Genomic DNA, 24445 nt, shown 5'->3' with positions numbered 1-24445 from the left:
CTCCGAGTCCAGTATCCAATTTTTGGAATAGCCCCAACAGGTTTCGTCGGGGCTATTTCCAGGGTTCTTAGATCAGAACCTTGCGAATCACCTCAAGCTTTTGTTCCAATGAATAGCCAACTGTTCCATACACAGCAAAATCAGATTGCCCGCGCCCGTGTCCAGTGATGCTTTCAGCCAAGGGCAGTGGAATGTCATTGCAAGCTTTAAGCCGGTCAATGAAAGCATGCCTGAACATGTGGCTTCTGAAGTTGAGTGGCTTCAGGTTCTTGTTCAGGATGGCTGAGCATGAGCAGCCACCAAACTCCTTGGCGTATTGAGGCAGCAGCCAAGGTGAATTTTTACGCTTTGCGCGGCTGTGCAACTCTTTGGCGGCTTCAAGCGATATACCCAATAGAGGTACAGCCCTGATGCTGGCTCTGGTCTTGCGGTCAGATAACTCGTTCTTTCTGATCCACAGGTGCGGAATGTCATGGTCCAGAACCAAATCCTCCAGTCTTGCAAGCGTGGGCTCAGAGATTCGAAAGCCTGTATTGAGTTGAATCAACCCCACCATACTGGCCGGTGTAGAGTGGGCAATCAGAAACGCCTTGACCTCATGCATCAGTTCTTTGGTGATGTTGGGGATAGGTCTCGTGTTTTCACCTTCGCCTCGGATCTGCAGGCCTCTGAATGGGCTGAGTCTGTCAATATCCAAATGCTTGAATGCCATGTTAATCATGGCGTTGAGGATGTTGTTGTGCTTTCGAACGCTGTTGGGATGAAGGCCTTCAGCCAAACGGTGATCTCGGTACTCGGTGATATGCCAATGTCTGAGTTCATCCAAGTACATGTCGCCAAACTGCGCCACAAAGCGTTTGAAGTACTGATTGGCATTGAGTTTGAATTTGCGTCTGTGGGCTGAGGTGTTCTCAGTCATGTAGATTTCAAACGCATCCGACAACTTGGGGCGTTGCTTGCTGTTGAAGTCTTGAAGGTGTTTGATCAGCAACTCCTTGATCAAGTCCTCATCAACGTCGATACCGCTGACGTTGATGCGCCTTGTGATCTTGGTGTTGAGATAAGTGCGTGGTGCAATTTGAATTTCATGTGTCATGTGATTCTTAAAAGGTGCACAGCCTAAGCAAATGCAGCAATTCTTTGGACTTCACATAAATTTAGTTTCAGCACCACGGTTTGGGCAACCGCTTCAGTGAGTGTCACTAAGCATTGGACGGACTCTCAAGCAGCTTGGATAAACAGAAATTGAATAAGCACTCAAATCAAAGTTTGGGGTAATGAAAGCCAACTTTGTTTTGGCACGTTAAGAGGAGGGTGCCAGCAGCAAAAACTAGGTTTTCAAATCGTCAGTTGCAATATGCAACTTCCCATAATGTGAGAAGCCTACGATGTATTCGTGTAATAACCGTGTAATTGGTACTTTACGTTAAATATTTGTTATAAATTGTTGATTTATATTGGTTTTTTAGGGGTATTTTTAAGTAGGGAACTGTTTCTGCGGAGTTAACAGTCCGGTGCTCTACCAACTGAGCTATCGAGGAATGTATTCGGTTTTTTCTAGCAAGAAACATGCTTGAGGGGTGTCACCTGTATGGGTTGACTCATGCTCATTTACTTGGCCCCGATTGTAGCAAAAAAATAATCATTCCCTTAATTTTCTATTTTTTCAAAGGTGTGTCATTTCAATCAATGCAATCATCAAGCAGCTAATTTTTCGGGTTTTTACTGTGAGTTGCGGCTAATGGCGAAGTTACATTAGTTGTTGAAATGTGATTTAGCGCTGTAGCATTTGGCTCAACCGCCTTTGTTAATTCTTTTTTAAACAACCCCTGGTGTAACTCTATGAAAAAACTACTGTTGATCGGCTTAATGTTCATAAGCTGTGCTGCCTGCGCCGAATGGATTTCTGTCAATAACGATAACGGTAAAGACAATTATTTTTATGATCCGCTATCGATAGGAATATATGGATCTACACGCAAGGTATGGCTGCTGAACAACCTAGCAAAGCCAGTTAGTTCTGCTGAAGGGCAAGCGCTGTCGCTGAATGTTTACTATAAGTTTGATTGTGAAAATTCTCGTTATGCCAACATCACAACTTTTTTCTTTAATGAAAAAGGCGCTATGGGAAAAGTGCTAGAAAGAGTCTCTGACGCTGATGAAAATTGGAAAGAAATTGCCCAGCAAGAAGCGCTTGAAAAAACGCGACAATCTGTTTGTAAAAGATAATTTTATTTTGCTGTTGACGTTTTAGGTGTCAACAGCAAAACCAGAGCGATCCGTCTAGTGATCGTGCTTGATTGGCATTGCAGAAGAGGTATCTGCTTGAAAGCCAAGAAGGGTCTGGTCAAGCATGTCTGCAATCATGGCGATATGCCCAAAAACTAAAAATGCAGCAGCACAATTAGCATGAGCTTTCAGCTTGTCATTTAAGAGAGTTACTTCATTCATCCCAACGAATTCCGCGGGTTTTTACTGTGATTTGGCACCAAGTTATCCGATTACATTGGTAGGAGATTCGTATTATTGCAACTTATTACTAGCTAGATGGAAAATGTCGTCTCCAGATGAACCTACAGTTGACTCAATGTCGGTTACACAACTGCCACTTCCTTGGGTGCTACTGAGAAGGGGAAGGCAGCTTTATGGGCTTTATTTTTTCTTGGGCGGCTGCTTCAAGTTACTGGTAGGTCTACTGTGGTCAGATATTTTGAAATCCATGTTTCTTGAGCGACTGCTAGATATTCCTGCTGAAACTTTTGCGCATCAATACTTGACCACCTTTGCCATACCCAATGCCTTTTTGATTGCTTATGTATTGACCTTGGGAGAGCTTTGTGTTGGCCTCTTGTTCATGCTCAATTTCGCAGCAAAGTGGGGAGCTGCATTGGCTCTTTTCATCACCATCAATATTGGTATAGGTGGTTTTTTTAGCTGGATTTTGGTTTGATTTATTCTATTCCCACTTTTGGTTATTCTTTTTGAACTTCCAGAAAATCATCCTCATTTTCAAGTTGAGGAATCATCTCAAGGAGCATTAAATGACAGGAAATGAACGTGAAACATTGACACAGTTTCTCCGCGATTTACAACAGACTCGTCCTCTCGAAGTGGACGCTCAAGCAAACACACTGATCAATGAGGTGATGTCTTCTCACCCTCATGCGGCTTACGTGCTGGCTTCGCGTTGCATTTTGTTGGAAAAAGAATTGGCTAAAGATTCATCCGCTTTCTTGGGTGCAACAATTGATGATTGGTGCGTTAACGCAGACCCAGTTCGACAACCATTTATCGCTTCTGTCTCTGAAGGAAATCCCAATATTCCTGCTCATTTATTGATGGAAGAAAAGGCCATCAATTTTTTGGGTAATAACGCTTTGGTGGTTTGGATCTTCATCATTGCGTTTTCTTGCGTTGTCGTTTATCTAAGGCACTAATTGAGGAGTAACCGTAAGCTTGATGATGCCAACAATGCCCTGAGTAATTTCATCAATTGATCTTCTGTACCGAGGATCGTCTATGTAGAACAGCAGGTCATGCGAGTACCAGCCGTAGCTGATGGCATGGGCCATTCTGGATACTCCAATGAGTTTGTCTTCGTCGATTTCAAAATTTGAATGCCTTATCGCACTTGCCCATATTTGTACATACAGATCATGAATTTTTTTCAATGCGTCAGCCGAGGATACTTGTCTTTCAAGCAGCAACAGTGCCGTCCATTCTTTGGGGTTGCCAAAACCTTCCTTAACCAACGCCTTTAGCAAATGCTCGACCGTTAACTCAATTGAAAGTCCTTCGTGATGGGTCATGGTCGAACTCAGAACTGCCGCAGATTCAGTGCATCTTCTGTTGATCGCCGAACCTGCCAATGACCGTAAATTTGGCATGTAATCGTAAAAAGTACCAATTCCAACGCCAGCGACAGCAACAACCTCACGGATTGTCATTTTTTCATACCCGCGCTCAATCAAAACCCGAACAAATGCTTCTTGTAGGGATTGCAAAGTGATCTGGGATCGACTTTGGCTGGGTTTCTTCCTTGGTAAAGGTGTTTTTTTCAAGATATTCAATGCATTTAAATAAACCGAACACTTAATTACCCTATTTGCAATAGACTTGATTTTGCACTATTTTGGTGAACTGACAAATGTTGACTAAACAATTTACGCATGAAGGCGCACACCTCAACCTCAAATCTATAGACGATTTGTGTTCGTGGATTGATGCGCATATTGATCAGCAAATCAACTGGATTGATTTGATGACTGTGAGTGGCTTAGACCATTTAACTTTGCAATCAGAGTTTTCAAAACAAAAACTCATGACGCCCATGACTTGGATTCGAAAGAGAAAAGAGGAGTTGACAGGAAAAAACCTGTCTTCAGTCGCTCCCAATCGTTACGCCTCACTTTTTGCGCATTATTCAAGCTAGAGTCTCATCCATACTGCGTGACCCACAAGCGCACTCCAAAATCGATTCCATATTGAATAAAATGGGATTTCATCTATGTGATGATGAATTAATTTTTGGAGTCTCTGTATGTCTGGATCTAAGCAATACATTGGCTTATTGAGTATGGTGTTCAGTGTGGGTTTTTGCGCACGCATTTTTACACTGATGCTTTGATTGCGCATGCATTCATACCAGAAGCACCGCAATGAAACTTAGAGCTGTTTTCAATCTATGGCCTGAAATTTCTCCTTTGTTATGCGGCGTAGTGCTTTACGCTCTTTTGTCGGTCTCCCTGATGGGTGCCATGGCGTTTTTTGCTTTTGCCATCATGATTTTGGGGGTAATCGCATCGGTTCATCATGCGGAAGTGATTGCCCATCGTCTTGGTGAGCCATTCGGCACTTTGGTTTTGGCTTTGGCTGTGACCGTGATCGAGACGGCCATGATCTTGTCCATCATGTTCACAGAGGGGGGCAAAAACGCGGCTTTACCCAGAGACACCATTTACTCTGCTGTGATGATTATTTGCAATGGGGTTGTTGGCTTGTCTTTATTGATTGGGGGCTTTCACCACAAAGAACAGCTTTTTCGAATTGAAGGCACAGGCTCTGGCTTTGCTGCGCTGGCCACTTTGTCTGTTTTGGTGCTGGTCATGCCCTTGTACACCGTCAGTTCGCCTGAGGGAACCTACACAAACGCTCAATTGCTGTTTGTGGCACTTTCTTCGCTTTCGCTTTGGTTGGTTTTTGTTTTTATCCAAACTGTGCGCCACCGCGACTACTTTCTTCCTGCCGAGGATTTTCAAGACGAATCTGTTCACGCAGCCCCACCCTCATCACGGCAAGCATGGTTGAGTTTTGTTTTTTTGATGGTATCGCTGGTGTGTGTCGTGGGTTTTGCCAAGTTACTTTCACCAGTCATCAAATCCTTGGTCACTGTCTATAAGGCGCCAGATGCCACTGTGGGTATCTTGATTGCGATCATTGTGTTACTCCCTGAGACTTGGGCCGCATTACGCGCAGCAAGAGCGGATCGTTTGCAGACCAGTATGAATTTGGCAGTGGGTTCCGCCTTGGCAAGCATTGGTTTAACCATTCCGCTGGTAGTGCTGTGTTCGGTGGTCTTTAAATTTGATTTGATGCTTGGCATTGAAGTTAAAGATGTGGTTTTACTGGGCTTGACCTTTTTAGTGGGTTCGATTACCTTGGGCTCTGGCAGAACCAATGTGATGCAAGGCGCCATTCACTTGGTTTTGTTTATAGCTTTCCTGTTTTTAACCTTGGTTCCCTAGCGTTAATCAGCGCCGCATTAGGCTGAGTCAATGCTGTGCATTGATACAAACAATCAGGGTAAACCCGATATTCCATTATGATTGCCTTCAATGAGTTTCGCTCATTAGATAGTTTTTATCAACCATTGAAAGGAATCATCCATGTCCATCATCAACACCCAAGTTCAGCCCTTCAAGGCACAAGCTTTTCACAACGGAAAATTCGTTCAAGTCTCCAATGAGTCGCTCAAAGGCGAGTGGTCGGTGCTGATTTTCATGCCCGCTGCTTTCACCTTCAATTGCCCCACCGAAGTGGAAGACGCCGCTGACAACTACGCCGAATTTCAAAAAGCAGGTGCAGAGGTCTACATCGTCACCACCGACACCCACTTTGCCCACAAGGTCTGGCATGAAACATCGCCTGCTGTTGGCAAGGCCAAGTTTCCTTTGATTGGCGACCCCACACACCAATTGACACGTGCTTTTGGCGTGCACATTGAAGAAGAGGGCTTGGCCTTGCGCGGCACCTTTGTCATCAACCCAGAGGGCATCATCAAAACGGCAGAAGTGCATTCCAATGAAATCGCACGTGATGTCAAAGAAACCCTGCGCAAACTCAAAGCGGCCCAGTACACCGCGGCCAACCCTGGCCAAGTATGTCCAGCCAAGTGGAACGAAGGCGCCAAAACCTTGACGCCCTCGCTCGACCTCGTCGGCAAGATCTAAGCGCACAAGGAAACCCCATGCTCGATACACAAATGAAAGCCCAGTTGCAAGCTTATTTGCAAAACTTGCGCCAACCCATTCGCTTGGTGGCAAGCCTGGATGGCAGCGATAAAAGTGCAGAAATGCGCGAGCTTTTGACCGACATTGCTCAACTGTCGGACAAAGTGAGTTTTGAGGACAAGGGAGCAGACCAGCGCGTGCCTTCATTTGTGGTGGCCAAAGAAAACGACACCCGCGGTGTGCGTTTTGCGGCCATTCCCTTAGGGCATGAGTTCACTTCACTGGTATTGGCTTTGCTTTGGACGGGTGGTCACCCGCCCAAAGTCGAGCCAGAGGTGATGGCGCAAATCAAGGCTTTGGACCGCGACATGCATTTAGAGGTCTACATGTCTTTGTCTTGCCACAACTGTCCCGATGTGGTGCAGGCGGCCACCTTGATGGCGATTTACAACCCGCGCATTCAAACCACCATCATTGACGGCGGTTTGAACCAAGCCGAGGTGGAGGCACGCCAGGTGATGGCGGTGCCCATGGTCTATTTGAACGATCAAGTGTTTGGTTCGGGTCGTATGGGTTTGGAAGAAATCTTGGCCAAGCTCGATACCAACGCCGCTGAGCGTGAAGCGATCAAGCTGAGCGAAAAAGAGCCCTTCGATGTGTTGATCGTGGGTGGCGGGCCAGCAGGTGCAGCCGCTGCTGTGTACGCTGCTCGCAAAGGGATACGCGTGGGCGTCGCGGCCGAGCGTTTTGGCGGCCAAACCAATGACACCATGGCGATTGAGAACTACATCTCGGTACTTGAAACCGACGGCCCTAAGTTTGCAGCTGCTTTGGAAGCGCAGGTGCGTCACTATGAAGTAGACATCATGAATTTGCAAAGAGCTGAAAAAATCGTGCCTGCCAAAGAGGTGGGTGGCTTGGTACAGGTGCACATGGCCAATGGTGGGGTACTCAGCTCACGCAGTGTCATCTTGTCCACTGGAGCGCGTTGGCGCAATGTGAATGTACCGGGCGAAGAGCAATACAAAAACAAAGGTGTGGCTTATTGCCCGCATTGCGATGGTCCTTTGTTCAAAGGCAAGCGTGTGGCCGTCATCGGCGGGGGCAACTCCGGCGTGGAGGCCGCCATCGATTTAGCGGGCGTGGTGGCCCATGTGACTTTGGTCGAGTTTGCCCATGCCTTAAAGGCCGACGCGGTGTTGGTGAGCAAGCTCAAAAGTTTGCCCAATGTGACCATACAGGTGAATGCGCAAACCACTGAAATCACGGGCGATGGTCAAAAAGTCAACGGTCTGCGGTTCAAAGACCGCGTCACCCAAGAAGAACACACTGTGGTACTTCAAGGGGTGTTTGTACAAATTGGCTTGGTACCCAACACCGAGTTCTTGAAGGGTACGGTCGAATTGAGCAAGTTCGGCGAAATTGTGGTGGATGCCAAATGCCATACCAACTTGGCCGGTGTTTTTGCAGCAGGGGATGTGACCACCGTGCCGTACAAGCAAATTGTCATTGCAGCAGGCGAGGGCGCTAAAGCGGCGCTCAGTGCGTTTGATTATTTGATTCGAACTCCCAATGCTGTACCTGTTGAAGAACTTTCACTGAGCTAAGAACTGTAGACATTAAAAAAACCTCTGCAGCTTTCGCTGCAGAGGTTTTTTTAATTGGGGTGAATTACTTGTTAATGAAGCTGGAAGCATCAGCCACTGACTGCTTGCAAAGTTGGTTGATCATGAGTTGTTCAGGAGAACCGACTTTGACAACGTTCCATTTACCCATAGCTTGGTCAACACTCACGCCTTTGTCGTCCCAGCTTTTGAAACCAACGGACTTGACCAGTTGGTAAGCATTTTTTTGGCAGTTGTATTGAGCGATGTTTTCAACATAGACAAAGCCGTTGGAATCAGGTTCGTTGGTGCTGATCATTTGTGAGGCGAATCGAAGTTCACCGTCAGCAGCGAAAGAATTTGAGGCAACAAGCAATTGGCTCTTGCCTTGAGAAATGCTGATATCCCATGCTGCATGCGAAACGGATGCGAGCATGGACAAGGAAGAGATGGCGATCAGTTTAAAAATAGATGTTTTCATATGGGTAACTCCTGTTGGGTGAATGTTGCTTGAACCCTTTGATGAATAAATTTTGTTCTTCAATAAGTGATTCAACGAAACGAATATTACCCTAAAAAACATTTTTAATTGATTCAATTGTAAGAATAATTGAAATATATCGATTCAAAATCTATTCAATTACTTATTTTGAATACTATTGTGTATGTTTAGGCGGATTTAGAACATGGGGAATGCCTTGATCTTCGGGAGGGGCATTTGATGAGAGGATGAACGGTTGGTTTGTTGAGAGGATAAACATGCAATTGATTGGGCAAATGATGAACCGGCCCTTGCTGGTATCGGCCATCTTGGAGCACGGCGCTGGTCAATTTGGCGCTCAGCAAGTGGTCAGTCGTGAAACGCATGGACCCTTGCACACTTACACCTTTCGTCAGTTAGCTCACCGAGCAAGGCAGTTGGCCCATGCATTGCGGTCTCTTGGCTTGAAACCGTATAGCGTGATCGGCTCCATAGCTTGGAACAATTACAGGCACCTGGAGGCTTACTACGCGGTGTCTGGGTTGGGCATGGTGATGCATACCTGTAATCCTCGTTTGCACCCCGATCAACTGTCTTACATCATTAACCATGCAGAAGATCAAGTCATTCTGTTTGACAGTACCTTTGCGCCTTTGGTTCAAGTGATTGCCAAACTGTGCCCCCATGTGAAGCACTGGGTTTGCATGAGCGATAAAGCCCATACCCCTGAGATTGAGGGGCTTGACGTTCAAAATTATGAAGACTTAATTTCGCCTCACAGCAGTGATTTAACTTGGCCCGACTTAGACGAAAACACAGGCGCAGCGCTTTGCTATACCTCAGGCACCACCGGAAACCCTAAAGGGGTTATGTATTCGCACAGAGCCATTGCGCTGAGTGCTTTGTCGGCTTGTTTGCCTAATGTTTTGAATATCTCTTCGCAAGAAACGGTCTTACCTGTTGTTCCCATGTTTCATATTAATGCATGGTGCCTACCTTATGCTTGTTTGATTGCCGGAGCCAAATTGGTATTGCCTGGGCCGAAGTTGGATGGCGCCAGTTTGTATGAACTGATGGAGTCCGAAAAAGTCACCTTAAGCGCTGGTGTGCCAACCATTTGGATGGGCCTGGTTCAGCACTTGGAGCAAAACAATCTTCGCTTCACCACCATGCGCAGAACAGGCGTGGGCGGTTCAGCCATGCCCAAAGCATTGATTGCAAAGTTCAGCGATGTGTATCAGGTGGATGTGCGACACGGTTGGGGCATGACCGAGACCACAGCTGTTGCCACCATCAGCAATTTAAACAATGAAGAGCAAGCTTTGCCTAATGCCTTGCGACATGATTTGATTGCTAAACAGGGCAAGTCTGTGTTTGGCATTGAGCTCAAAATTGTGGACGAGGAAGGCAATACCCTGCCACGTGATGGTCAGGCTCAAGGCGAGCTGATGGTGCGTGGGCAATGGATTGTTGACAACTACCACAAGGCCGAAGCCACAGCCCTGGTAAATGGTTGGTTCCCAACAGGTGACATTGCAACCATCAGCCCCGATGGAGTGATGCAAATACGTGACCGAACGAAGGATGTGATCAAGTCTGGCGGTGAATGGATCAGTTCGATTGAACTTGAAAACGCTGCCGCGGCGCATCCGCAGGTGGCGATGGCAGCGGTGATTGGTGTAAAGCATCCTAAGTGGGATGAGCGACCTTTGCTTTTGATCGTGCGTAAACAGGAAGATTTTTCTAACAAGCAAGAAATTCTTGACTTCCTGTCTGAGCGTGTGGCCAAGTGGTGGGTGCCAGATGACATCATCTTCGTTGCTGGCTTGCCTGTGGGTGGAACGGGTAAAGTGCAAAAGGCTGAACTGCGTATTCAATATGGCAGCATCTTTTCCGAATAAGTGGCTAACTATTTTTCAAAGGCGGCAATATGCATTTTTTAACACTGTATCGATGCCTTTTGGCTGCAATTTTCCTTTTTTGCTGCAGCTTTGTGCAAGCTGGTGAAACAGTCAAGATTGGCTTCATCGATGTGCTGTCGGGACCGTTCGCTTTGACAGGGCAAGGATCGTTAAAGCAGCTCAAAGAAGTAGTCTTGCAATTGAATGCCAAGTCTGACCCTGCCGATCCTAAATTTGAGGTGGTTGAATTCGATAACAAGGGATCAACCCAAGAGAGCATCAATATGCTTAAAGCTGCTTCTGACAAAGGCATACATTTCATCACCCAAGGCGGTGGCTCAGGGGTGGCCTTGACCTTGGTGGATGCCCTCAATAAATTGGCCGATCGTGAACCCGAGCGTGCCATGGTGTATCTGAACTACTCAGCCATGGACCCTTTGCTGACCAATGACCGTTGCAGCTTCTGGCATTTTCGTTTCTATCCGTCTAGCGAAATGCAGATGGAAGCGTTGACGACCTATTTGGTGAACAGAAAAGACATCAAAAAAGTCTATCTCTTGAACCAAGACTACACCCACGGACAACAGGTCTCGAAAGCCGCCAAAGAGTATCTCACTCGCAAACGACCCGATATTCAAATCGTTGCCAATGAGTTCATCCCTATGGCGCAAATCCGTGACTTTGCCCCCTATGTGGCCAAAATTGCAGCCACGGGTGCCGATACCGTCATCACTTCAAACTGGGGAAGCGACCTCACGCTTTTGCTGAAAGCTTCCAAAGACTTTGGTTTGAATGTGAACTTCTTCACACTGAATGCCAACAATCCTGGAACGCCCACACAGCTAGGTTCTTGGGGAGAAAACAAAGTAGGCGTCATTTGGAATTGGAACACCAATGCCAACACCCCTGAACTCGAGAAAATTCACATTGCCTACAAAAAGAAATACAACGAAGACTTTATTTTTGCAGCGCATTGGAACACCATGAATATGCTTTTCCAAGCTATCAAACTGGCCAAGTCCACAGACCCCAAAAAAGTTGCTTTCACCTTGGAAGGTATGAGTTACAAAAGCCCACTGGGTGAAGTCAAAATGCGAAAAACTGACCATCAACTTGAAGCACCCTTGTATTTGGGTATTTGGGCCAAGCAAGGCAGCAAAGGCGTCAAGCATGACTCTGAAAATACAGGCTATGGTTTTCGTACCGAGGCGGTTTGGGACGCCTACATCAGTTCACAGCCCACATCGTGTCAAATGAAGCGACCCTCACCCTAGGAGAAAAAACAACATGAATTCACCCGCAGAAGTTTCCATGATGCATGACCGTCACCAAAAACTCGGCGATGGTATGTCGCCACCCTTACCCCAGCCCCAAAAATTCAGCAATGTTCAAGACGAACGTATTCACCGTAAACAAATGCTGGCTGCAGCTTTTCGTTTGTTTTCACGTTTTGGTTTTGATGAAGGAGTTGCCGGACACATCACCGCACGTGACCCAGAGTTCACCGACACTTTTTGGGTCAACCCCTTTGGAGTGCATTTCAGTCAGATCAAGGTCTCCAATTTGATCCGTGTAGACCACCGCGGGAACGTGGTGGAGGGGGTGCTGCCTGTCAACGAGGCGGCCTTTGCGATTCACTCTCGGATTCACCATGCCCGACCCGATGTGGTGGCCGCAGCACATACCCATGCGCCGCATGGCCGTGCTTGGTCCACACTTGGCAAACCTTTGGATATTATTTCCCTAGACTCCTGTGCTTTTTACAACGACCACGTGGTCTATGACGATTTTGACGGCGTTGTCCTTGAACTCGAAGAGGGCGTCCGTATTGCCAATGCCTTGGGTAAAAACAAGGGTGTGATTTTGCAAAACCATGGCCTATTGACGGTGGGCGATTCTGTCGAAGCAGCAGCTTGGTGGTATATCGCCATGGAACGTAGCTGCCAAGTGCAGTTGATGGCCGAAGCGGCCTCGCACGGCAAACCCTTGAAGATGGTTAGCAAGGCTGCCGCAGAACAAGCTTCTCCCATCGTGGGCTCTTCATATGCGGGATGGTTTCAATTTCAACCTTTGTTGGCTCGCATTTCCAAGGATCAGCCCGATCTGTTTGATTGATCGAGTAGGCCCCCTAAGTTGACGCCATGGTGTCACGTTTGGCCAAGGCTGGAAACAGCTTGAGCCAAGCGAGTGCCACCAACATCGTTCCCACACCACCCAACACCACCGATCCTACGGGGCCCAGCAGTGCGGCAGTGGCACCAGATTCAAACTCGCCCAATTCATTGGACGCACCAATGAACACACCATTGACCGCTGCAACGCGACCGCGCATTTCGTCAGGTGTCTCTATTTGCATCAAGGTCAATCGTGTGACCACGCTGATGTTGTCGGCCGCTCCTGCGATGGCTAAAAAGAAAATTGATAAGCCTAGATTCGTTGACAGCCCAAAACCAATATTGGCCAAACCAAAAACTGCAACTGCTGCCAACAATTTGTAGCCTATGGCTTTTTCGATGGGCCAACGTGTCATGGCAATGGACATCAACAGGGCGCCCACTGCCGGTGCGGCGCGTAAAAAACCAAGGGCTTGTGGACCACCATGCAAAATATCTTTGGCAAAAATTGGCAGTAAAGCTGTTGCTCCACCTAAAAGGACTGCAAATAAATCCAATGAAATAGCGCCCAACAAGACTTTTCGCTGCATGACAAAGCGAATGCCCGCAAAAAGGGAATGCCAAGACGCTGCCAAGTAAGAGGGAAGGTGTTTGTATCGCACCGACAAAGTTAAAACAAAAGCGCAGACAAACAAAACCGCACAGCAAATATAGACACTTGCCGCGCCTTGCGTGTAGATAGCACCGCCCACCGCAGGGCCACCGATGATGGCGATTTCTACACCTGTTGAGCTCAGCGCAGTTGCACGTTGCAATAATTCTTTGGGCACAAGCAAGGGCGTGATGGCCTGTTGCGAGGGCATTTGAAAGGATCGGTTAATGCCCAACACTAAGGCAATCGCAAAAATCAATTCACGACTTTCGACATGATTAACGGTTGCCCATAAAAGCACAAGGGCGACCAAACCCTGTAGCAACATGCAACTGGCAAAGATGCGACCTCGGTGAAGGCGGTCGATCAACTGCCCTGCTGGCAGGGCCATGAGCAGGGCGGGGATGAATTGAAACAAACCCACCAAACCTAAGTCCCAAGCGCTGCCAGTGATGTCGTACATATGCCAAGCAATGCCAAGCATGAGCATTTGGTTGGCAGAAATACCCATCAAACGGGCCAGCCAAAACCGCATGAATGCTGTATGGCTAAACAGCGATTGATAGTGAGATGGGAACATAACTATAAGTATGGAGAGTGGCAGGCAGGGAGGTTTACCTCATGCAATACATTAAATCGTGGATAGCTTGAGCAGTATCTTCTGCACCCGTAATGGCTCTGACCACGGCAGCAGAGCCAACCCCACTTTGCATGACTGCAGGAAGCGACTGCAAATCGATGCCACCAATAGCCACCAAGGGGGTGTGCTTCATCAGTTGCACGTACTTTGTCAAGCGGCCCAAGCCTTGCGCAGCGGTTTGCATTTTCTTAAGCGTGGTCGGGAAAACCGCGCCTAAAGCCACATAGCTTGGACGCCATTCGAAAGCTGACTGCATTTCGCTGTAGCCATGCGAGCTTAAACCCAGTCGTAAGCCAGCCGAGCGCAGGGTTTGAAGCGGGGCTTCTTGCATGTCTTCTTGTCCCAGATGAACGCCATAAGCGCCAGCCTCTAGGGCTTGTTGCCAGTGGTCGTTGATGAACAGCAAACTTTGGGTGCCTGTCACCGCTTTGACGGATTGGGCGATTTGTTGACTGATGGCACGTGGGTCATCGGATTTGAAGCGCAGTTGCACCGTTGGAACGCCCAGTTGCACTACCTTTTCTACCCATTGGGCGTCTGGCACAACTGCGTACAGTCCTAATTTGTCGGGGCAGGGCGCAAAGCTGGGTACATCCTTTGCCACTGACATACCAAAGTCTTGTGCATGGCAAGGCCATAAAGAGGTATCAAACGATCCCAAACGAAGGCTTTGTGCTTGCCATGCATTCGCTACGCATTCAGCATCTTTAGCGATAAAGCCCAGACTGCGAGCCCCCAGCCAAGCAGACTGATATTCAGGGGAATGACCTGTTTGAAGTTCCGACAGAAACAACTCACAGGGTTGCGGCTGATCTATTTGTAATAGTGGGTGAATGGACGCAATCAATGTTGCGTGATGGAGGATGTCGTTCATGCGTGGTGCCAAAAAGGAGTACCCAATGTGGGTGTGCTGGGTTGTGCCGATTCGTGCGCGTGCATCGCACCCGATAAAAATGCAGATCTACCCGCTTTGACTGCATTGGCAAATGCCTCTGCCATGTGAACCGGATCATTGGCTAAAGCGACAGCGGTATTGAGCAAAACCGCGTCATAGCCCCATTCCATCACGGTACAGGCGTGTGAGGGCAAACCTAAACCTGCATCGACAATCAATGGCACATTCAATCGTTCACGCAGCGTTCGCATGGCATAGGCATTCAAAGGACCTTTGCCTGTTCCAATCGGTGCGGCCCATGGCATCACAGCCTGACAACCCACATCCACCAGCCGCTGGCACAGCACCAAATCTTCTGTGCAATAGGGCAATACTTTGAATCCTTGTTTGATCAACTTGTCCGCAGCCAAGGGAAGATTCAAGGTGTCAGGTTGCAAGGTGTAGTCGTCGCCGATCAACTCCAGCTTGATCCAGTCTGTTTCAAACACTTCTCTAGCCATTTGTGCGGTGGTGTAAACCTCATCGACAGAGTGGCAACCAGCGGTATTGGGCAGCACAGGTATCTTCATGTTTTGCAGAAGTTTCCAAAAAACAGGCGAGTCTTTTGCGTGGGCACTCTCCCGTCGCAAAGAGGCCGTCAGCATGGCTGGCTGCGCCAATTGCACCGCCTTGGCCAAGATATCAGGCGATGGGTAGCGTGAAGTTCCCAACAGCAACCTGCTTTTGAATGTCTCTCCGTAAAGCTTCCACTCGTCAGGTGTTGTCGTCATGACTTAGCCTCCAGTGATGGGAACAATGAGTTCAATTTTGTCGTTTTCATTCAGCGATGTTTGGGTATACAGCGTTTTGGGTACAAATTGAGCGTTCACGGCGGCGGCAAATGGTGGGGTGATATTGGCAAACGCAATCGCATCTTTCAGGGTAGCACCCATTTGTAATTCACAGCTTTGTTGATTGATCCAAACCATCATGCCTGCTTCTCCTGCACAACACGAATACCTAAAGATTGAGCGACTTCATGGTTTCCTGCCATCAGTCCCAAGGCGGCGTCCAAGATGGCCGGTGCGATCAAGAATCCGTGGCGGTAAAGACCGTTGATATGGACATGACCTTGACCCTTCAAGCGTATGGCTGGAAGGTTATCTGCCAGTGTGGGTCTAACTTGGGCATTGATTTCCAAAATACGAGCTTCCGCAAACCCTTTGTGTACGCTGTAGGCTGCGCTCAGCAGTTCAAGTCCAGAGCGAACGCTGGCGGGGGATGTGTCCTCACTTTCAATTTCAGTGGCTCCAATGACGAAAACGCCATCTTCTTTGGGCGCAATGTACAGGGGGTAGCGCGGATGAATCAGCCTTAACGGGCGGCTCAACTGAACTTCAGGTGCGTGGACCCGCACCACCTCGCCTCTGACGCCACGTAAATGGTTCCAATCTGCTCTTGCGCCTATGCCTCGACAGTCGAAGACCCAATCAGCTTGCGTAAATTGGGCAGGTGAGGCAGGGCTTAAATAGTGAAGGGTCACCAAAGGGTTGTTGAGTTGATGCAGCAATGCATCAAGCAATTGACGGTTGTCCAATTGAGCTTCACCAGGCAAATACAGTCCTTGCTGAAATGATTCGGACAGCGAAGGTTCCAGCGAATGCAGTGCTTGTCGGTCTAAAGAAACCGGTGCCTCAAGTTCTGGTAACTGTTGGCGTGTCTCGCCTAGCTTGCTGGCAAATCTGTGGGCTTCAGGCAAGTCCTGTCTGTGCCATACCACCAAGGTGCCTTGCTGTTGAAAATAGACCTTCTGTTCGAGTCTGGCCAGTATGCTGGGCCACCGCGTCAGGCCATAAGCACCCATCTTGACCACATTCAGTTCCGTGATCGCTGACTCTGCCAAAGGCGCCAACATGGCAGCAGCGACCCATGCGGCAGATCCATGGGAGGACGCTGTCTGTGCTTCATGAACCTGCACTTCATGGCCTTGCTCACTCAATGCCCATGCCATTAATCGACCCATCAAGCCAGCCCCTAAAACCACACTGTGCTGAAAAGACATCAAAGCCCTGCCTTTAAATGACGTGTTGTCTTGACCTGAGGATAATCCAAGCCATGAACACTGCTGCACATGCCTATTACCCCCGCGTCTTGACCATCGCCGGATCTGATTCTGGCGGTGGTGCAGGCATACAAGCCGATTTGAAAACTTTTGCTGCGCTTGGCTGTTACGGCATGACCGCCATCACCGCTTTGACAGCACAAAATACTCTGGGTGTGCAAGCGATTCAATCGGTGCCTGCAGCTTTTTTGAAAGCGCAGCTGCAATCTGTGTTGGACGATATCGGGGTCGATGCTGTCAAAGTTGGTATGTTGCATTCTCCCGAGGTGGTCGAGGTCGTGGCTTGGGCGATTGACCACTACCAGCTTAAGAGGGTGGTGTTGGACCCCGTGATGGTTGCCACCAGTGGCGATAAATTGATCGCTGATGAAACGGTCGCTGTTTTGATGCGTGAGTTGTTCCCTCGCGTTCAACTCATCACGCCCAATTTGGATGAAGCCGCTTTGCTCTTGGGCAAACCTGTGCTGGACGAAGCTGCCTTGTCTCAGGCTTGTGCGGATTTGCAGGCCATGGGCGCTGCATCGGTGTTGCTCAAAGGAGGACATCTGAAAGGCGAGGATGTGGTGGACGTGCTTTTGTTGGCTGACGGGACCTCGCATACTTTGCGCAGCAAGCGCATCAGCAGCCAAAATGTGCATGGAACGGGTTGCACTTTGTCTTCTGCGATTGCCAGTCACTGGGCGCTTGGGCTTAATTTGACAGAGGCAGTGGCGCAGGCCAGAAACTATATTTTGGCCGCCATTCAAGCCGGAGCAAGCGTGACCACCGGACATGGCCACGGCCCCTTGAATCATGGCTTTGCCCCCCAGGTCATGCATGTGAGGCGTCTTTCTTAGCCTCGATTGCTCGACTTAACCACGCCAAGCTCAGGCTTACAGCCAAACTGGGCAGGGCAGAACCCCATTGAGGGGTGAGTTGCGCTGATAAATGAAATACAGCAATGCCAATCAGCCAAATCAAAGCAGGTAAAAAGTAGATGCTGCGTGATTCGTTGGGCAGTTGGGCAAGGCTCACACGACCCAAAATAACGCCATACAGTGGGATAAAGATGGAACTCAGCATGAGCAAAAAAGGCTCTAGGCTGTGCATTGGCAGCACAATGGCCAGCAAGGTACACACCACTGCAATCAGCAGTCCCCATTTTTTGATGCTCCAATGGCTCAACAAGCTGTGACTGTTGAGTGAGGCCGAGTACACATCGCCATAAGCGTTGTCCAACTCGTCGATCAAAATCAAACCAAGAGCCAATAAGCCACCTTGTGCCAGTAACAGGGTACTGACCAAGTTGACGTCCGGTGAAGACACGCTCACAACCAGTACGCCAAGGCTATAGCACCAGATATTGGCAATGGCGTAACCCAACCAAGTGCCAGACATAGCGGTACGGCTGTTTTTGCCGTGACGCGCATAGTCTGCGACCAAGGGTAACCATGAAATTGGCATGGCGATGACCAAATCGATGGCAGATAAAAAACCCATACTGTTGTTACCAGGTCTGAGCCAAAAAGCAGAAACATCTTGATTTTGTAAAACACCAAGGAATTGCCATGTCAACCAAGCCAGTGAAATGACGACCAAAGGCAAACCAAATTTACTCATGAAATGACGGACCAAACCCAGCATGGAACTGGCCATGAGCAAAGTCAAAATACTCCCCCAGAAAACCGTTGCAATGACCAAATAGTTGCTGGACCATCCCCAGTGTTGCTCCCCCATGGCGAGTGTGCCGTCTCGCATGATGACCAACTCGAAAGATGTCCACCCCACCAATTGAATGACATTGAGAACAATGGGAAGTTTGGCAAATCCACTGCCATAGACTTGGTGCATCAACCCAGCGCTGGACAGTCCTGAGTCGCACCCCAGTTTGGCGACCCACGCGACCAAACCTGAACCAAGCAGTGAGCCCAGCAAGATTGCCAACAAGGCATCTTGTGTGCCCATGGCAGGCACCAAATAAGCACCAATCTGTATGACCAAAAGACCCACGCCCAAGCTAAACCACAAAGAGGCATGACTGAAACCAGAAAAAACCCGATCAGAAGCCGTCACCGGAGCCAAGACAGCGTTAGATCGAGTGGGTAGGAGCGCCATTGTTTTCTTTCAAAGAATGGCAGATCGGCGCGGTAGCCTGATAACTTCTGAAAAAAGAATCTGAGCTTTGCCGTGCTTCCCTGCGCGAGGATTACCTCAATCAGGTTCAAAGGGACTTTCTCAGCATTGGTCCTAGAAAAGACCTCAGCACCCCTAGCGGCTTGTTTTTCAACAAGTGGAGTCCATTATGCCCTTTGCCTTGTATTCCCTTACGAGGAGCTGGCCAGTTTCTGGGAACTTAGTGCATGAGTTATGGGTTTTTATGTGTTTGAAGCTGATCAAAAGAGCTGTAATGGCAAGAACTTCCGTTGAATTACTTATGTAAATTTGAGATTCACTTCTATACTGAAATTTAACAATAATATTTTCAATAAAGGTGATTTTATGAAAAAGTTCAAATACATTAAAGGTTCTTTGGGTGTGGCGATGCTTGTTTTGGCCGGTTGTGCAAGCCAGCCTACCGCACTAGACGAACAAAAAAAACAGCAAGAAGCAGCTATACAAAAAAAGATGGAGGAAATGAATTCCACTTTGAATGAGCAAAGCGAAAAGCTCAAGGTGGTGGAGTCTTTGGTTCAAGCTAAACCTTTGGTCGATCGCCGGTCTTTAGACAAACAAGAAGATGCGGCGCGCGAATTAGAGGCTCAAAAAACGGTGCAGAACACGATCAGCAAAGTGCCTTCTTGGTTTTTCAACAACGAGTCCTCGCCTGATTTTGTTTACGCGAATGCCACAGAAACTTCTGCTGATATTCAGCTATCGATCGACATGGCCATGTTGTCTGGCAAGCGTCAACTTGCTCAGATCTTGGGGGAAATGGTCTCATCCCGCATGACAGACTTTGCAGCGCAAAGTGGTGGTCTTGAAGACGGCGCAGTGAACAAGGAAGTCGAACGAGTAACCAAAAGTGTGGTGGCAGATGTTCAGTTGGGTGGCTATCAAAGAGAAAAAATTGAAGTACTTCCCAATGGCAAAACTTTTCGCACCTATGTTCGTCTGAGTTATTCCACATCAGATTTGAAGCGCATCATGACGAAAGAAATTCAAAAGAACGAAGTGCTCAATACCAAGATCAGACGCACCAAGGCTTTTGAAGAGTTGGAAAAAGAAATTGAGTTATCCAGAGAATCAAAAACCAAAAATCGCTCAAGTCAAGACGCAGAGTAATCTGCGTGATGGGGTGATCTAATTTCGAGGTTGGTATATGAAATTGGCAGCGTTAGCAGTGTCTTTGCTTGTGGCAGTGGTTGCTGCGGTCGGATCGTTGCTGTCGCAAACTTCACGGTCCACCGTCGCTTCCGACCTCTTGGTTCTTGAGCTTAGTCAAAAAATTCAAGACCAAGAGGCCAAGTTGAGCAAAACCGAGGAGGCTTTGCGCCAACTCAGCAGTGAGTCATCAGAACTTGTGTCAAATGCCGCAGATCGCACACCCCAACTTTCGCGGGTCAGCAATTTACAGACCAAAATGCAACACGTCGACAGCGAAGACTACCGCCTGAGCTTGCTTCACGAACAGATATCCAAAGAGCAAGCGCGAATTGACGCTTGGCAAAAGCAATCGGACTTGACCAAACACAGGCTGGACCAAGACGAAAAAGTGTTGGGTTTGGAGGTGATGGTCAAGGCGGTGGACGACAGACCTATCAGTAAGCCCCAGCCCCCTCAGTTGGTTGCAGTGATTGCGTCTAAAGTCAACAAGCCAGCTGTTGATTTACATGGCGAAACACCTTTCGAGTTTCCTTCGGAGGCAGTTCATGCTCCGCCAGATTATTCGTCCTTGCAAGACAGGCATACCCAGCTTCAAGCAGAGCGAAAGCAATGGGCCATAGACAAGCAGTCCTTGGTACAAGCCAAGTCGCAACTCAGTCGCCAGTTAGTCAGTTACAACAAAGAGTTCCGCACTACATCCAAAAACCGACAAAAACTCGAAGATGAGGCCAGACTCCTTAAAAGCCAAGGATTGGCTTTGAAAGCGAAGTCATGATCCGCTTGCGCTGGATATGGCTAGCAAGCTGGGTCTTTGTTTCTTTGACCTGGGCACAAGACACCTTGCCCACTTGTCGGGGGACGGATACCAGTCGATGGCACAACTGTCGCGGCATTTTGGATGATGCTGAGTTTTCGTATGCGGGTGACTTTCGAAACGGTAAGTTTGAAGGTAGAGGCATACTTGAATTTACAGGTGAAAAATACCAAGGCGACCACTACCAAGGCGAATTCAAATCAGGTTTGAAGCATGGGTTTGGTATTTATTTATTCTCCAATGGTGAAAAATATGCCGGCCATTATTTGAACGGTATGCGTCACGGCTTGGGCACCTATACCTTCAACAACGGACGAGCGCCGCTTTCGGGTTTGTGGTCTAACAACCAGTGGACAGGAAAAGCTTCCCCCGTTAGCGAAGATCGGGCTGAAAAAAAAAACAGTAAACCAATTGCTCTTGAGCCAACTGCTTCTGAGATGAAGTCCAGAGGCGCCACCAGTGCACACGCCCCTGACATGGTGGTTTTGATCATTGGTATCGAGTCCTACCAAGGTTTGAACAAGGCGCTTTACGCAGCCAACGATGCCAATTTATTTCATGACTTGATGCGAGACGGTATGGGTGTTCCATCAGAGAACGTCAAGATGTTGAGCAATAGCAAAGCCACGCGCAGTGAAATTTTGTCTGCTCTGAAGTTTTGGCTTCCTGCACAGGTCAAGGCGGGCAAGAGTCATGTGTATATTTTGTTCAGCGGGCATGGCTTGACATCAGACGAGGACGCCCAAAAATACTGGTTACCCTTTGATGTCAACAAAGAATTGTTGGTAGAAACCGCGGTCAGCGAAGAATGGGTAGTGACTGAGTTACAAAAATTACAGGCTAAATCCATCACGATTTTTTTAGACAGTTGCTATAGTGGCTTGGCAAGAAAGGGCGAGTCACTTGACCCTCAAACCCGTGGCGTGAAGTTCAAATCGGCTGTGGCTCATTTGCCAACCAATTTCACCATGGTCAGTGCTTCAGCTGCCAATCAAACCGCGCTGGCTTCAGATGACTTCAAGCAGGGCATCTTCAGCTATTTCTTGGTCCGAGGTCTTGCAGGTCAAGCAGATTTTGATGGCAACCAACACATTACCCATGGTGAGTTGATTGACTACCTATCGCAAAAAGTTGACAAAAAAGCATTGTCAATGAACCGGCGCCAGCAACCTCAGTTGATAGGGGATAGACAAAGGGCTGTCTTTCCGTGATTCAGATTCGCACTTGCCTCTTAAGTCAATTGGCAAGGCTTGCCTGCTTGGCTGCTGTACTGTCGCATGGAATTATTCATGCAGTGGTGCTAGACACCCAAGGCGAATACCATTTTGGCCCTGAAACTTCGCGCAACCAAGCCTGTCACTTGGCAGCCGAGCGGGCAAAATTTAACGCTTTGAGCTTGGTCGTGGGAGAGCAAGTCACTTCGGAAGAAAAACTCACCTGCCAGCAAAGCACGGGACGTGACAGCACAGCCTCGTGCGAGATGAACAAAAACACCTGGGTCTTTTTGGATGGCAATATCCGTACCGCTGAAAAAGTTTCTGAGAGTGTGAAGGTTTTAGACGGAGCCAGTGTTTGCAAAGTGACCTTGGTGGTGGACATTGCCAATCCCAAGGCCAAGACCAACCCCTATTTCGATATCAAGGTCACGCTTAATAAGAAAAATTACCGTGAGGGTGAAGCAATGCAGATTGAACTGCAGCCCAGTGCACCTATGTATGTCAGCATTTTTGCGTGGTATCCCCATTTAGACGGGGAAAACATGGTTCAAATATTCCCCAACAATTTTGATACCAACAACTTCTTATCAGAATTCACCCGCATCCCTAGCCATAAAGCCAAACAGTCTTATGGTTTGGAGTCCTTTTGGCAGCCGTCCTACCCCAATAGCAAGGAAGTAGTGGATGAGTGGTTGATCGTGGTGGGCACACTCAAGCCCATCGCTTGGCAATCAAATTACAACCTCAAGGGCTTCAAAGAAAAGCTGTCTGAAATTCCAATGAATGAACGGCGTGTTGTGCGCAAAAATTATTTTCAGCTGCGCTAGGCTCAAGGGTTCGTGACACCTAAGAGCTTGTGTAAGCGTGGTGAGGCGGTGGTGTATTCAAGTGCAATTTTTTGACCAGGGTAAACCAACTCGGCGACCCCATACGCAGCCAGTGTGGCCTCATGAAAGCCACTGACAATGAGCTTGCGTTTGCCTGGATACGTGTTGACGTCTCCAATTGCAAAAATACCAGACACACTGGTAGCAAAGTTTTCCGTATTAACCTTGATTTGTTTCTTCTGCATGTCCAAGCCCCACTCTGCAACAGGGCCCAACTGAGGCGATAAACCTTGCAGAATCCAAAGCTGGTCAAAGGCGAGTTGTTCAGTGTGTTCATTGGGGGTTGCCAATGTCAGTAAGGATTGCGACAGGTTTTGAATTTGCCCCACTTTGAATTGAATCTGTCCCTTTTGCATTGCGTGGTCAAAGGCTGCCAGCAAGTCGTCAGAGGCGTCGAGTTTGTCTCTGCGGTGTAACAAGGTCAAGCTTGCAGGCTCAAGTGCCACAGCAGCCAAAGCGGCTTGTACCGCCTCTTCGCCACCACCGTGAATGACGATGTGTTGATGAGCTATGCCTTGAGTAGGCTCATAAAAAACCTGTTTGCCTTCCCAGGGCGATAAGTCTAGTTGGGCCAATTTTCGCGGCGCGAAGGCCCCCACACCTGCTGCAATCACCATGGTTTTACAAAGAAAGGCTTGACCGCTAGAGCTAACAGCCAGCCAACGGGCATCTGCTTGACGCTCAATGGAGGTGACTTGCTGTCCAAGGTGAAATTGCGCTTTAAACGGTGCTGCTTGGTCTAACAAAGCGTTCACCAATGCTCGCCCTGTGCTTCGAACGGTACCTGGAATGTCGTAAATCGGCTTGTCAGCATACAAAGCCACGCATTGACCACCTGCATAGGGCAGTACATCGACGACATGGCACGGTATTTCTAGCAGTCCCAACTCGAAAATGAGAAACAGCGCTGCCGGTCCCGCGCCAATGACCAAGCAGTCGATTTCAATAGGGGAGGATTTTGAGGCAGCTGGCATAGACATCTGTGCCGACTGTAACTGGCCGACTTAGCGCTTAAGCTCGGACAGCTTATCGGTCTTGTCTTTCCAGTCATCTGCATCGGCCATAGGGGCTTTGCGCTTGGTGATGCTGGGCCAGCCACTTCGGGCCAGTTCCACATTGAGCTTGACCATGTGCATTTGGTCTGCAGGTACATCTTCTTCCGCATAAATCGCGTTCACTGGGCACTCGGGTATGCACACAGCGCAATCGATGCATTCATCGGGGTCGATGGTTAAAAAATTTGGACCTTCACGAAAACAGTCCACAGGACAAACATCGACGCAATCTGTGTATTTGCAGCGGATACAAGCTTCGGTAACTACGTGGGTCATGATGAGAAATCGTGAAAGGCTAAAAAGAAGATTGGTTGCATTTTAGGGTAAAGGCT

Annotated in this window: 27 protein-coding genes and 1 riboswitch; of the genes, 15 read left to right on the top strand and 12 right to left on the bottom strand. The window is 48.3% G+C overall.

What is annotated here, in order from left to right:
* Positions 1-67 precede the first annotated feature (67 nt).
* Positions 68-1096: a tyrosine-type recombinase/integrase gene (locus AC9UEO_RS10755; protein ID WP_509533078.1), complete on the bottom strand. Its 1029-nt coding sequence runs from the start codon at positions 1094-1096 to the stop codon at positions 68-70.
* A 746-nt stretch (positions 1097-1842) separates the two neighbouring features.
* On the opposite strand from AC9UEO_RS10755, the gene AC9UEO_RS10750 reads away from it, so the two are divergent.
* On the top strand, positions 1843-2229 hold the full coding sequence (locus tag AC9UEO_RS10750; RefSeq protein WP_509533075.1) for a surface-adhesin E family protein: 387 nt from the start codon (positions 1843-1845) through the stop codon (positions 2227-2229).
* Between the two features lie 54 nt (positions 2230-2283).
* Here the strand turns inward: AC9UEO_RS10750 and AC9UEO_RS10745 are convergent, their stop codons facing one another.
* The gene (locus tag AC9UEO_RS10745) at positions 2284-2451 is read right to left on the bottom strand and encodes a DUF6803 family protein (protein WP_509533072.1); all 168 of its coding nucleotides are present in this window, start codon (positions 2449-2451) and stop codon (positions 2284-2286) included.
* 31 nt (positions 2452-2482) lie between these two features.
* Here AC9UEO_RS10745 and AC9UEO_RS10740 point away from each other — a divergent pair, with 31 nt between their 5' ends.
* Positions 2483-2950, top strand: a complete 468-nt coding sequence (locus AC9UEO_RS10740; RefSeq protein WP_509533069.1) for a hypothetical protein — start codon at positions 2483-2485, stop codon at positions 2948-2950.
* Between the two features lie 91 nt (positions 2951-3041).
* Positions 3042-3437 carry a hypothetical protein gene (locus AC9UEO_RS10735; protein WP_509533067.1) on the top strand — a complete coding sequence of 132 codons (396 nt, stop codon included), beginning with the start codon at positions 3042-3044 and terminating at the stop codon, positions 3435-3437.
* Here AC9UEO_RS10735 and AC9UEO_RS10730 read toward each other — a convergent pair.
* Positions 3426-4061, bottom strand: coding sequence for a TetR/AcrR family transcriptional regulator (locus AC9UEO_RS10730; RefSeq protein WP_509533065.1), 636 nt, complete (start codon positions 4059-4061; stop codon positions 3426-3428). The genes AC9UEO_RS10735 and AC9UEO_RS10730 overlap by 12 nt on opposite strands.
* A gap of 86 nt (positions 4062-4147) precedes the next feature.
* On the opposite strand from AC9UEO_RS10730, the gene AC9UEO_RS10725 reads away from it, so the two are divergent.
* From AC9UEO_RS10725 to ahpF, 4 genes are all read left to right on the top strand, one after another.
* On the top strand, positions 4148-4432 hold the full coding sequence (locus AC9UEO_RS10725) for a hypothetical protein (protein WP_509533062.1): 285 nt from the start codon (positions 4148-4150) through the stop codon (positions 4430-4432).
* Positions 4433-4658: 226 nt separating this feature from the next.
* Positions 4659-5744 (top strand): calcium:cation antiporter, encoded by a 1086-nt coding sequence (locus AC9UEO_RS10720; protein ID WP_509533059.1) that lies wholly within the window; start codon positions 4659-4661, stop codon positions 5742-5744.
* Positions 5745-5885: 141 nt separating this feature from the next.
* Positions 5886-6449 carry an alkyl hydroperoxide reductase subunit C gene (ahpC, locus tag AC9UEO_RS10715; RefSeq protein WP_509533057.1) on the top strand — a complete coding sequence of 188 codons (564 nt, stop codon included), beginning with the start codon at positions 5886-5888 and terminating at the stop codon, positions 6447-6449.
* A gap of 17 nt (positions 6450-6466) precedes the next feature.
* Positions 6467-8056 (top strand): alkyl hydroperoxide reductase subunit F, encoded by a 1590-nt coding sequence (gene ahpF / locus AC9UEO_RS10710; protein ID WP_509533054.1) that lies wholly within the window; start codon positions 6467-6469, stop codon positions 8054-8056.
* 64 nt (positions 8057-8120) lie between these two features.
* Here the strand turns inward: ahpF and AC9UEO_RS10705 are convergent, their stop codons facing one another.
* Positions 8121-8534: a surface-adhesin E family protein gene (locus tag AC9UEO_RS10705; protein WP_509533051.1), complete on the bottom strand. Its 414-nt coding sequence runs from the start codon at positions 8532-8534 to the stop codon at positions 8121-8123.
* Positions 8535-8812: 278 nt separating this feature from the next.
* Here AC9UEO_RS10705 and AC9UEO_RS10700 point away from each other — a divergent pair, with 278 nt between their 5' ends.
* The 3 genes from AC9UEO_RS10700 (at position 8813) to AC9UEO_RS10690 (ending at position 12550) form a co-directional block, all read left to right on the top strand.
* Positions 8813-10435, top strand: a complete 1623-nt coding sequence (locus AC9UEO_RS10700; protein ID WP_509533047.1) for a long-chain-fatty-acid--CoA ligase — start codon at positions 8813-8815, stop codon at positions 10433-10435.
* 29 nt (positions 10436-10464) lie between these two features.
* Complete coding sequence (locus AC9UEO_RS10695) at positions 10465-11709, top strand: branched-chain amino acid ABC transporter substrate-binding protein (RefSeq protein ID WP_509533044.1); 1245 nt, start codon at positions 10465-10467, stop codon at positions 11707-11709.
* Positions 11710-11782: 73 nt separating this feature from the next.
* The gene (locus tag AC9UEO_RS10690) at positions 11783-12550 is read left to right on the top strand and encodes a class II aldolase/adducin family protein (protein WP_509533084.1); all 768 of its coding nucleotides are present in this window, start codon (positions 11783-11785) and stop codon (positions 12548-12550) included.
* Between the two features lie 13 nt (positions 12551-12563).
* On the opposite strand, the gene AC9UEO_RS10685 is transcribed toward AC9UEO_RS10690, so the two are convergent.
* The 5 genes from AC9UEO_RS10685 to AC9UEO_RS10665 are packed head-to-tail and all read right to left on the bottom strand — an operon-like array spanning position 12564 to position 16777.
* Positions 12564-13781: an MFS transporter gene (locus tag AC9UEO_RS10685; protein WP_509533041.1), complete on the bottom strand. Its 1218-nt coding sequence runs from the start codon at positions 13779-13781 to the stop codon at positions 12564-12566.
* 34 nt (positions 13782-13815) lie between these two features.
* The gene (thiE, locus tag AC9UEO_RS10680; RefSeq protein WP_509533039.1) at positions 13816-14715 is read right to left on the bottom strand and encodes a thiamine phosphate synthase; all 900 of its coding nucleotides are present in this window, start codon (positions 14713-14715) and stop codon (positions 13816-13818) included.
* Positions 14712-15506 (bottom strand): thiazole synthase, encoded by a 795-nt coding sequence (locus AC9UEO_RS10675; protein ID WP_509533036.1) that lies wholly within the window; start codon positions 15504-15506, stop codon positions 14712-14714. Before AC9UEO_RS10675 ends, thiE begins: the two co-directional genes overlap by 4 nt.
* Positions 15507-15509: 3 nt before the next feature.
* Positions 15510-15707: a sulfur carrier protein ThiS gene (gene thiS, locus AC9UEO_RS10670; protein WP_509533034.1), complete on the bottom strand. Its 198-nt coding sequence runs from the start codon at positions 15705-15707 to the stop codon at positions 15510-15512.
* Entirely contained in the window at positions 15704-16777 is a 1074-nt protein-coding gene (locus AC9UEO_RS10665) for an FAD-dependent oxidoreductase (protein WP_509533031.1), read from the bottom strand. The genes thiS and AC9UEO_RS10665 overlap by 4 nt, the downstream gene beginning before the upstream one ends.
* Positions 16778-16830: 53 nt before the next feature.
* Here AC9UEO_RS10665 and thiD point away from each other — a divergent pair, with 53 nt between their 5' ends.
* The gene (gene thiD, locus AC9UEO_RS10660) at positions 16831-17673 is read left to right on the top strand and encodes a bifunctional hydroxymethylpyrimidine kinase/phosphomethylpyrimidine kinase (RefSeq protein WP_509533028.1); all 843 of its coding nucleotides are present in this window, start codon (positions 16831-16833) and stop codon (positions 17671-17673) included.
* Here the strand turns inward: thiD and AC9UEO_RS10655 are convergent.
* A complete protein-coding gene (locus tag AC9UEO_RS10655; protein WP_509533025.1) occupies positions 17648-18931 on the bottom strand; it encodes a purine-cytosine permease family protein in 1284 nt (427 codons plus the stop codon). The genes thiD and AC9UEO_RS10655 overlap by 26 nt on opposite strands.
* Before the next feature lie 60 nt (positions 18932-18991).
* A riboswitch (TPP riboswitch) is annotated at positions 18992-19096 on the bottom strand.
* Between the two features lie 162 nt (positions 19097-19258).
* Here AC9UEO_RS10655 and AC9UEO_RS10650 point away from each other — a divergent pair.
* From AC9UEO_RS10650 to AC9UEO_RS10635, 4 genes are read left to right on the top strand one after another with little or no spacing between them, the layout of a single operon-like run.
* Positions 19259-20098: a hypothetical protein gene (locus tag AC9UEO_RS10650; RefSeq protein WP_509533022.1), complete on the top strand. Its 840-nt coding sequence runs from the start codon at positions 19259-19261 to the stop codon at positions 20096-20098.
* A 37-nt stretch (positions 20099-20135) separates the two neighbouring features.
* Positions 20136-20915 carry a hypothetical protein gene (locus AC9UEO_RS10645; protein ID WP_509533019.1) on the top strand — a complete coding sequence of 260 codons (780 nt, stop codon included), beginning with the start codon at positions 20136-20138 and terminating at the stop codon, positions 20913-20915.
* A complete protein-coding gene (locus AC9UEO_RS10640; RefSeq protein ID WP_509533016.1) occupies positions 20912-22165 on the top strand; it encodes a caspase family protein in 1254 nt (417 codons plus the stop codon). The genes AC9UEO_RS10645 and AC9UEO_RS10640 overlap by 4 nt, the downstream gene beginning before the upstream one ends.
* Before the next feature lie 47 nt (positions 22166-22212).
* Entirely contained in the window at positions 22213-22998 is a 786-nt protein-coding gene (locus AC9UEO_RS10635) for a DUF4384 domain-containing protein (protein ID WP_509533013.1), read from the top strand.
* Between the two features lie 2 nt (positions 22999-23000).
* On the opposite strand, the gene AC9UEO_RS10630 is transcribed toward AC9UEO_RS10635, so the two are convergent.
* Both AC9UEO_RS10630 and fdxA read right to left on the bottom strand, forming a co-directional pair.
* The gene (locus AC9UEO_RS10630) at positions 23001-24032 is read right to left on the bottom strand and encodes an NAD(P)/FAD-dependent oxidoreductase (protein WP_509533010.1); all 1032 of its coding nucleotides are present in this window, start codon (positions 24030-24032) and stop codon (positions 23001-23003) included.
* Between the two features lie 30 nt (positions 24033-24062).
* Positions 24063-24389, bottom strand: a complete 327-nt coding sequence (fdxA, locus tag AC9UEO_RS10625; protein WP_509533007.1) for a ferredoxin FdxA — start codon at positions 24387-24389, stop codon at positions 24063-24065.
* Between the last annotated feature and the right edge of the window lie 56 nt (positions 24390-24445).

The organism is Limnohabitans sp. (assembly GCF_040401495.1).
GTDB lineage: Bacteria > Pseudomonadota > Gammaproteobacteria > Burkholderiales > Burkholderiaceae_C > Limnohabitans.
This window is presented reverse-complemented; position numbering and strand designations above follow the sequence as displayed.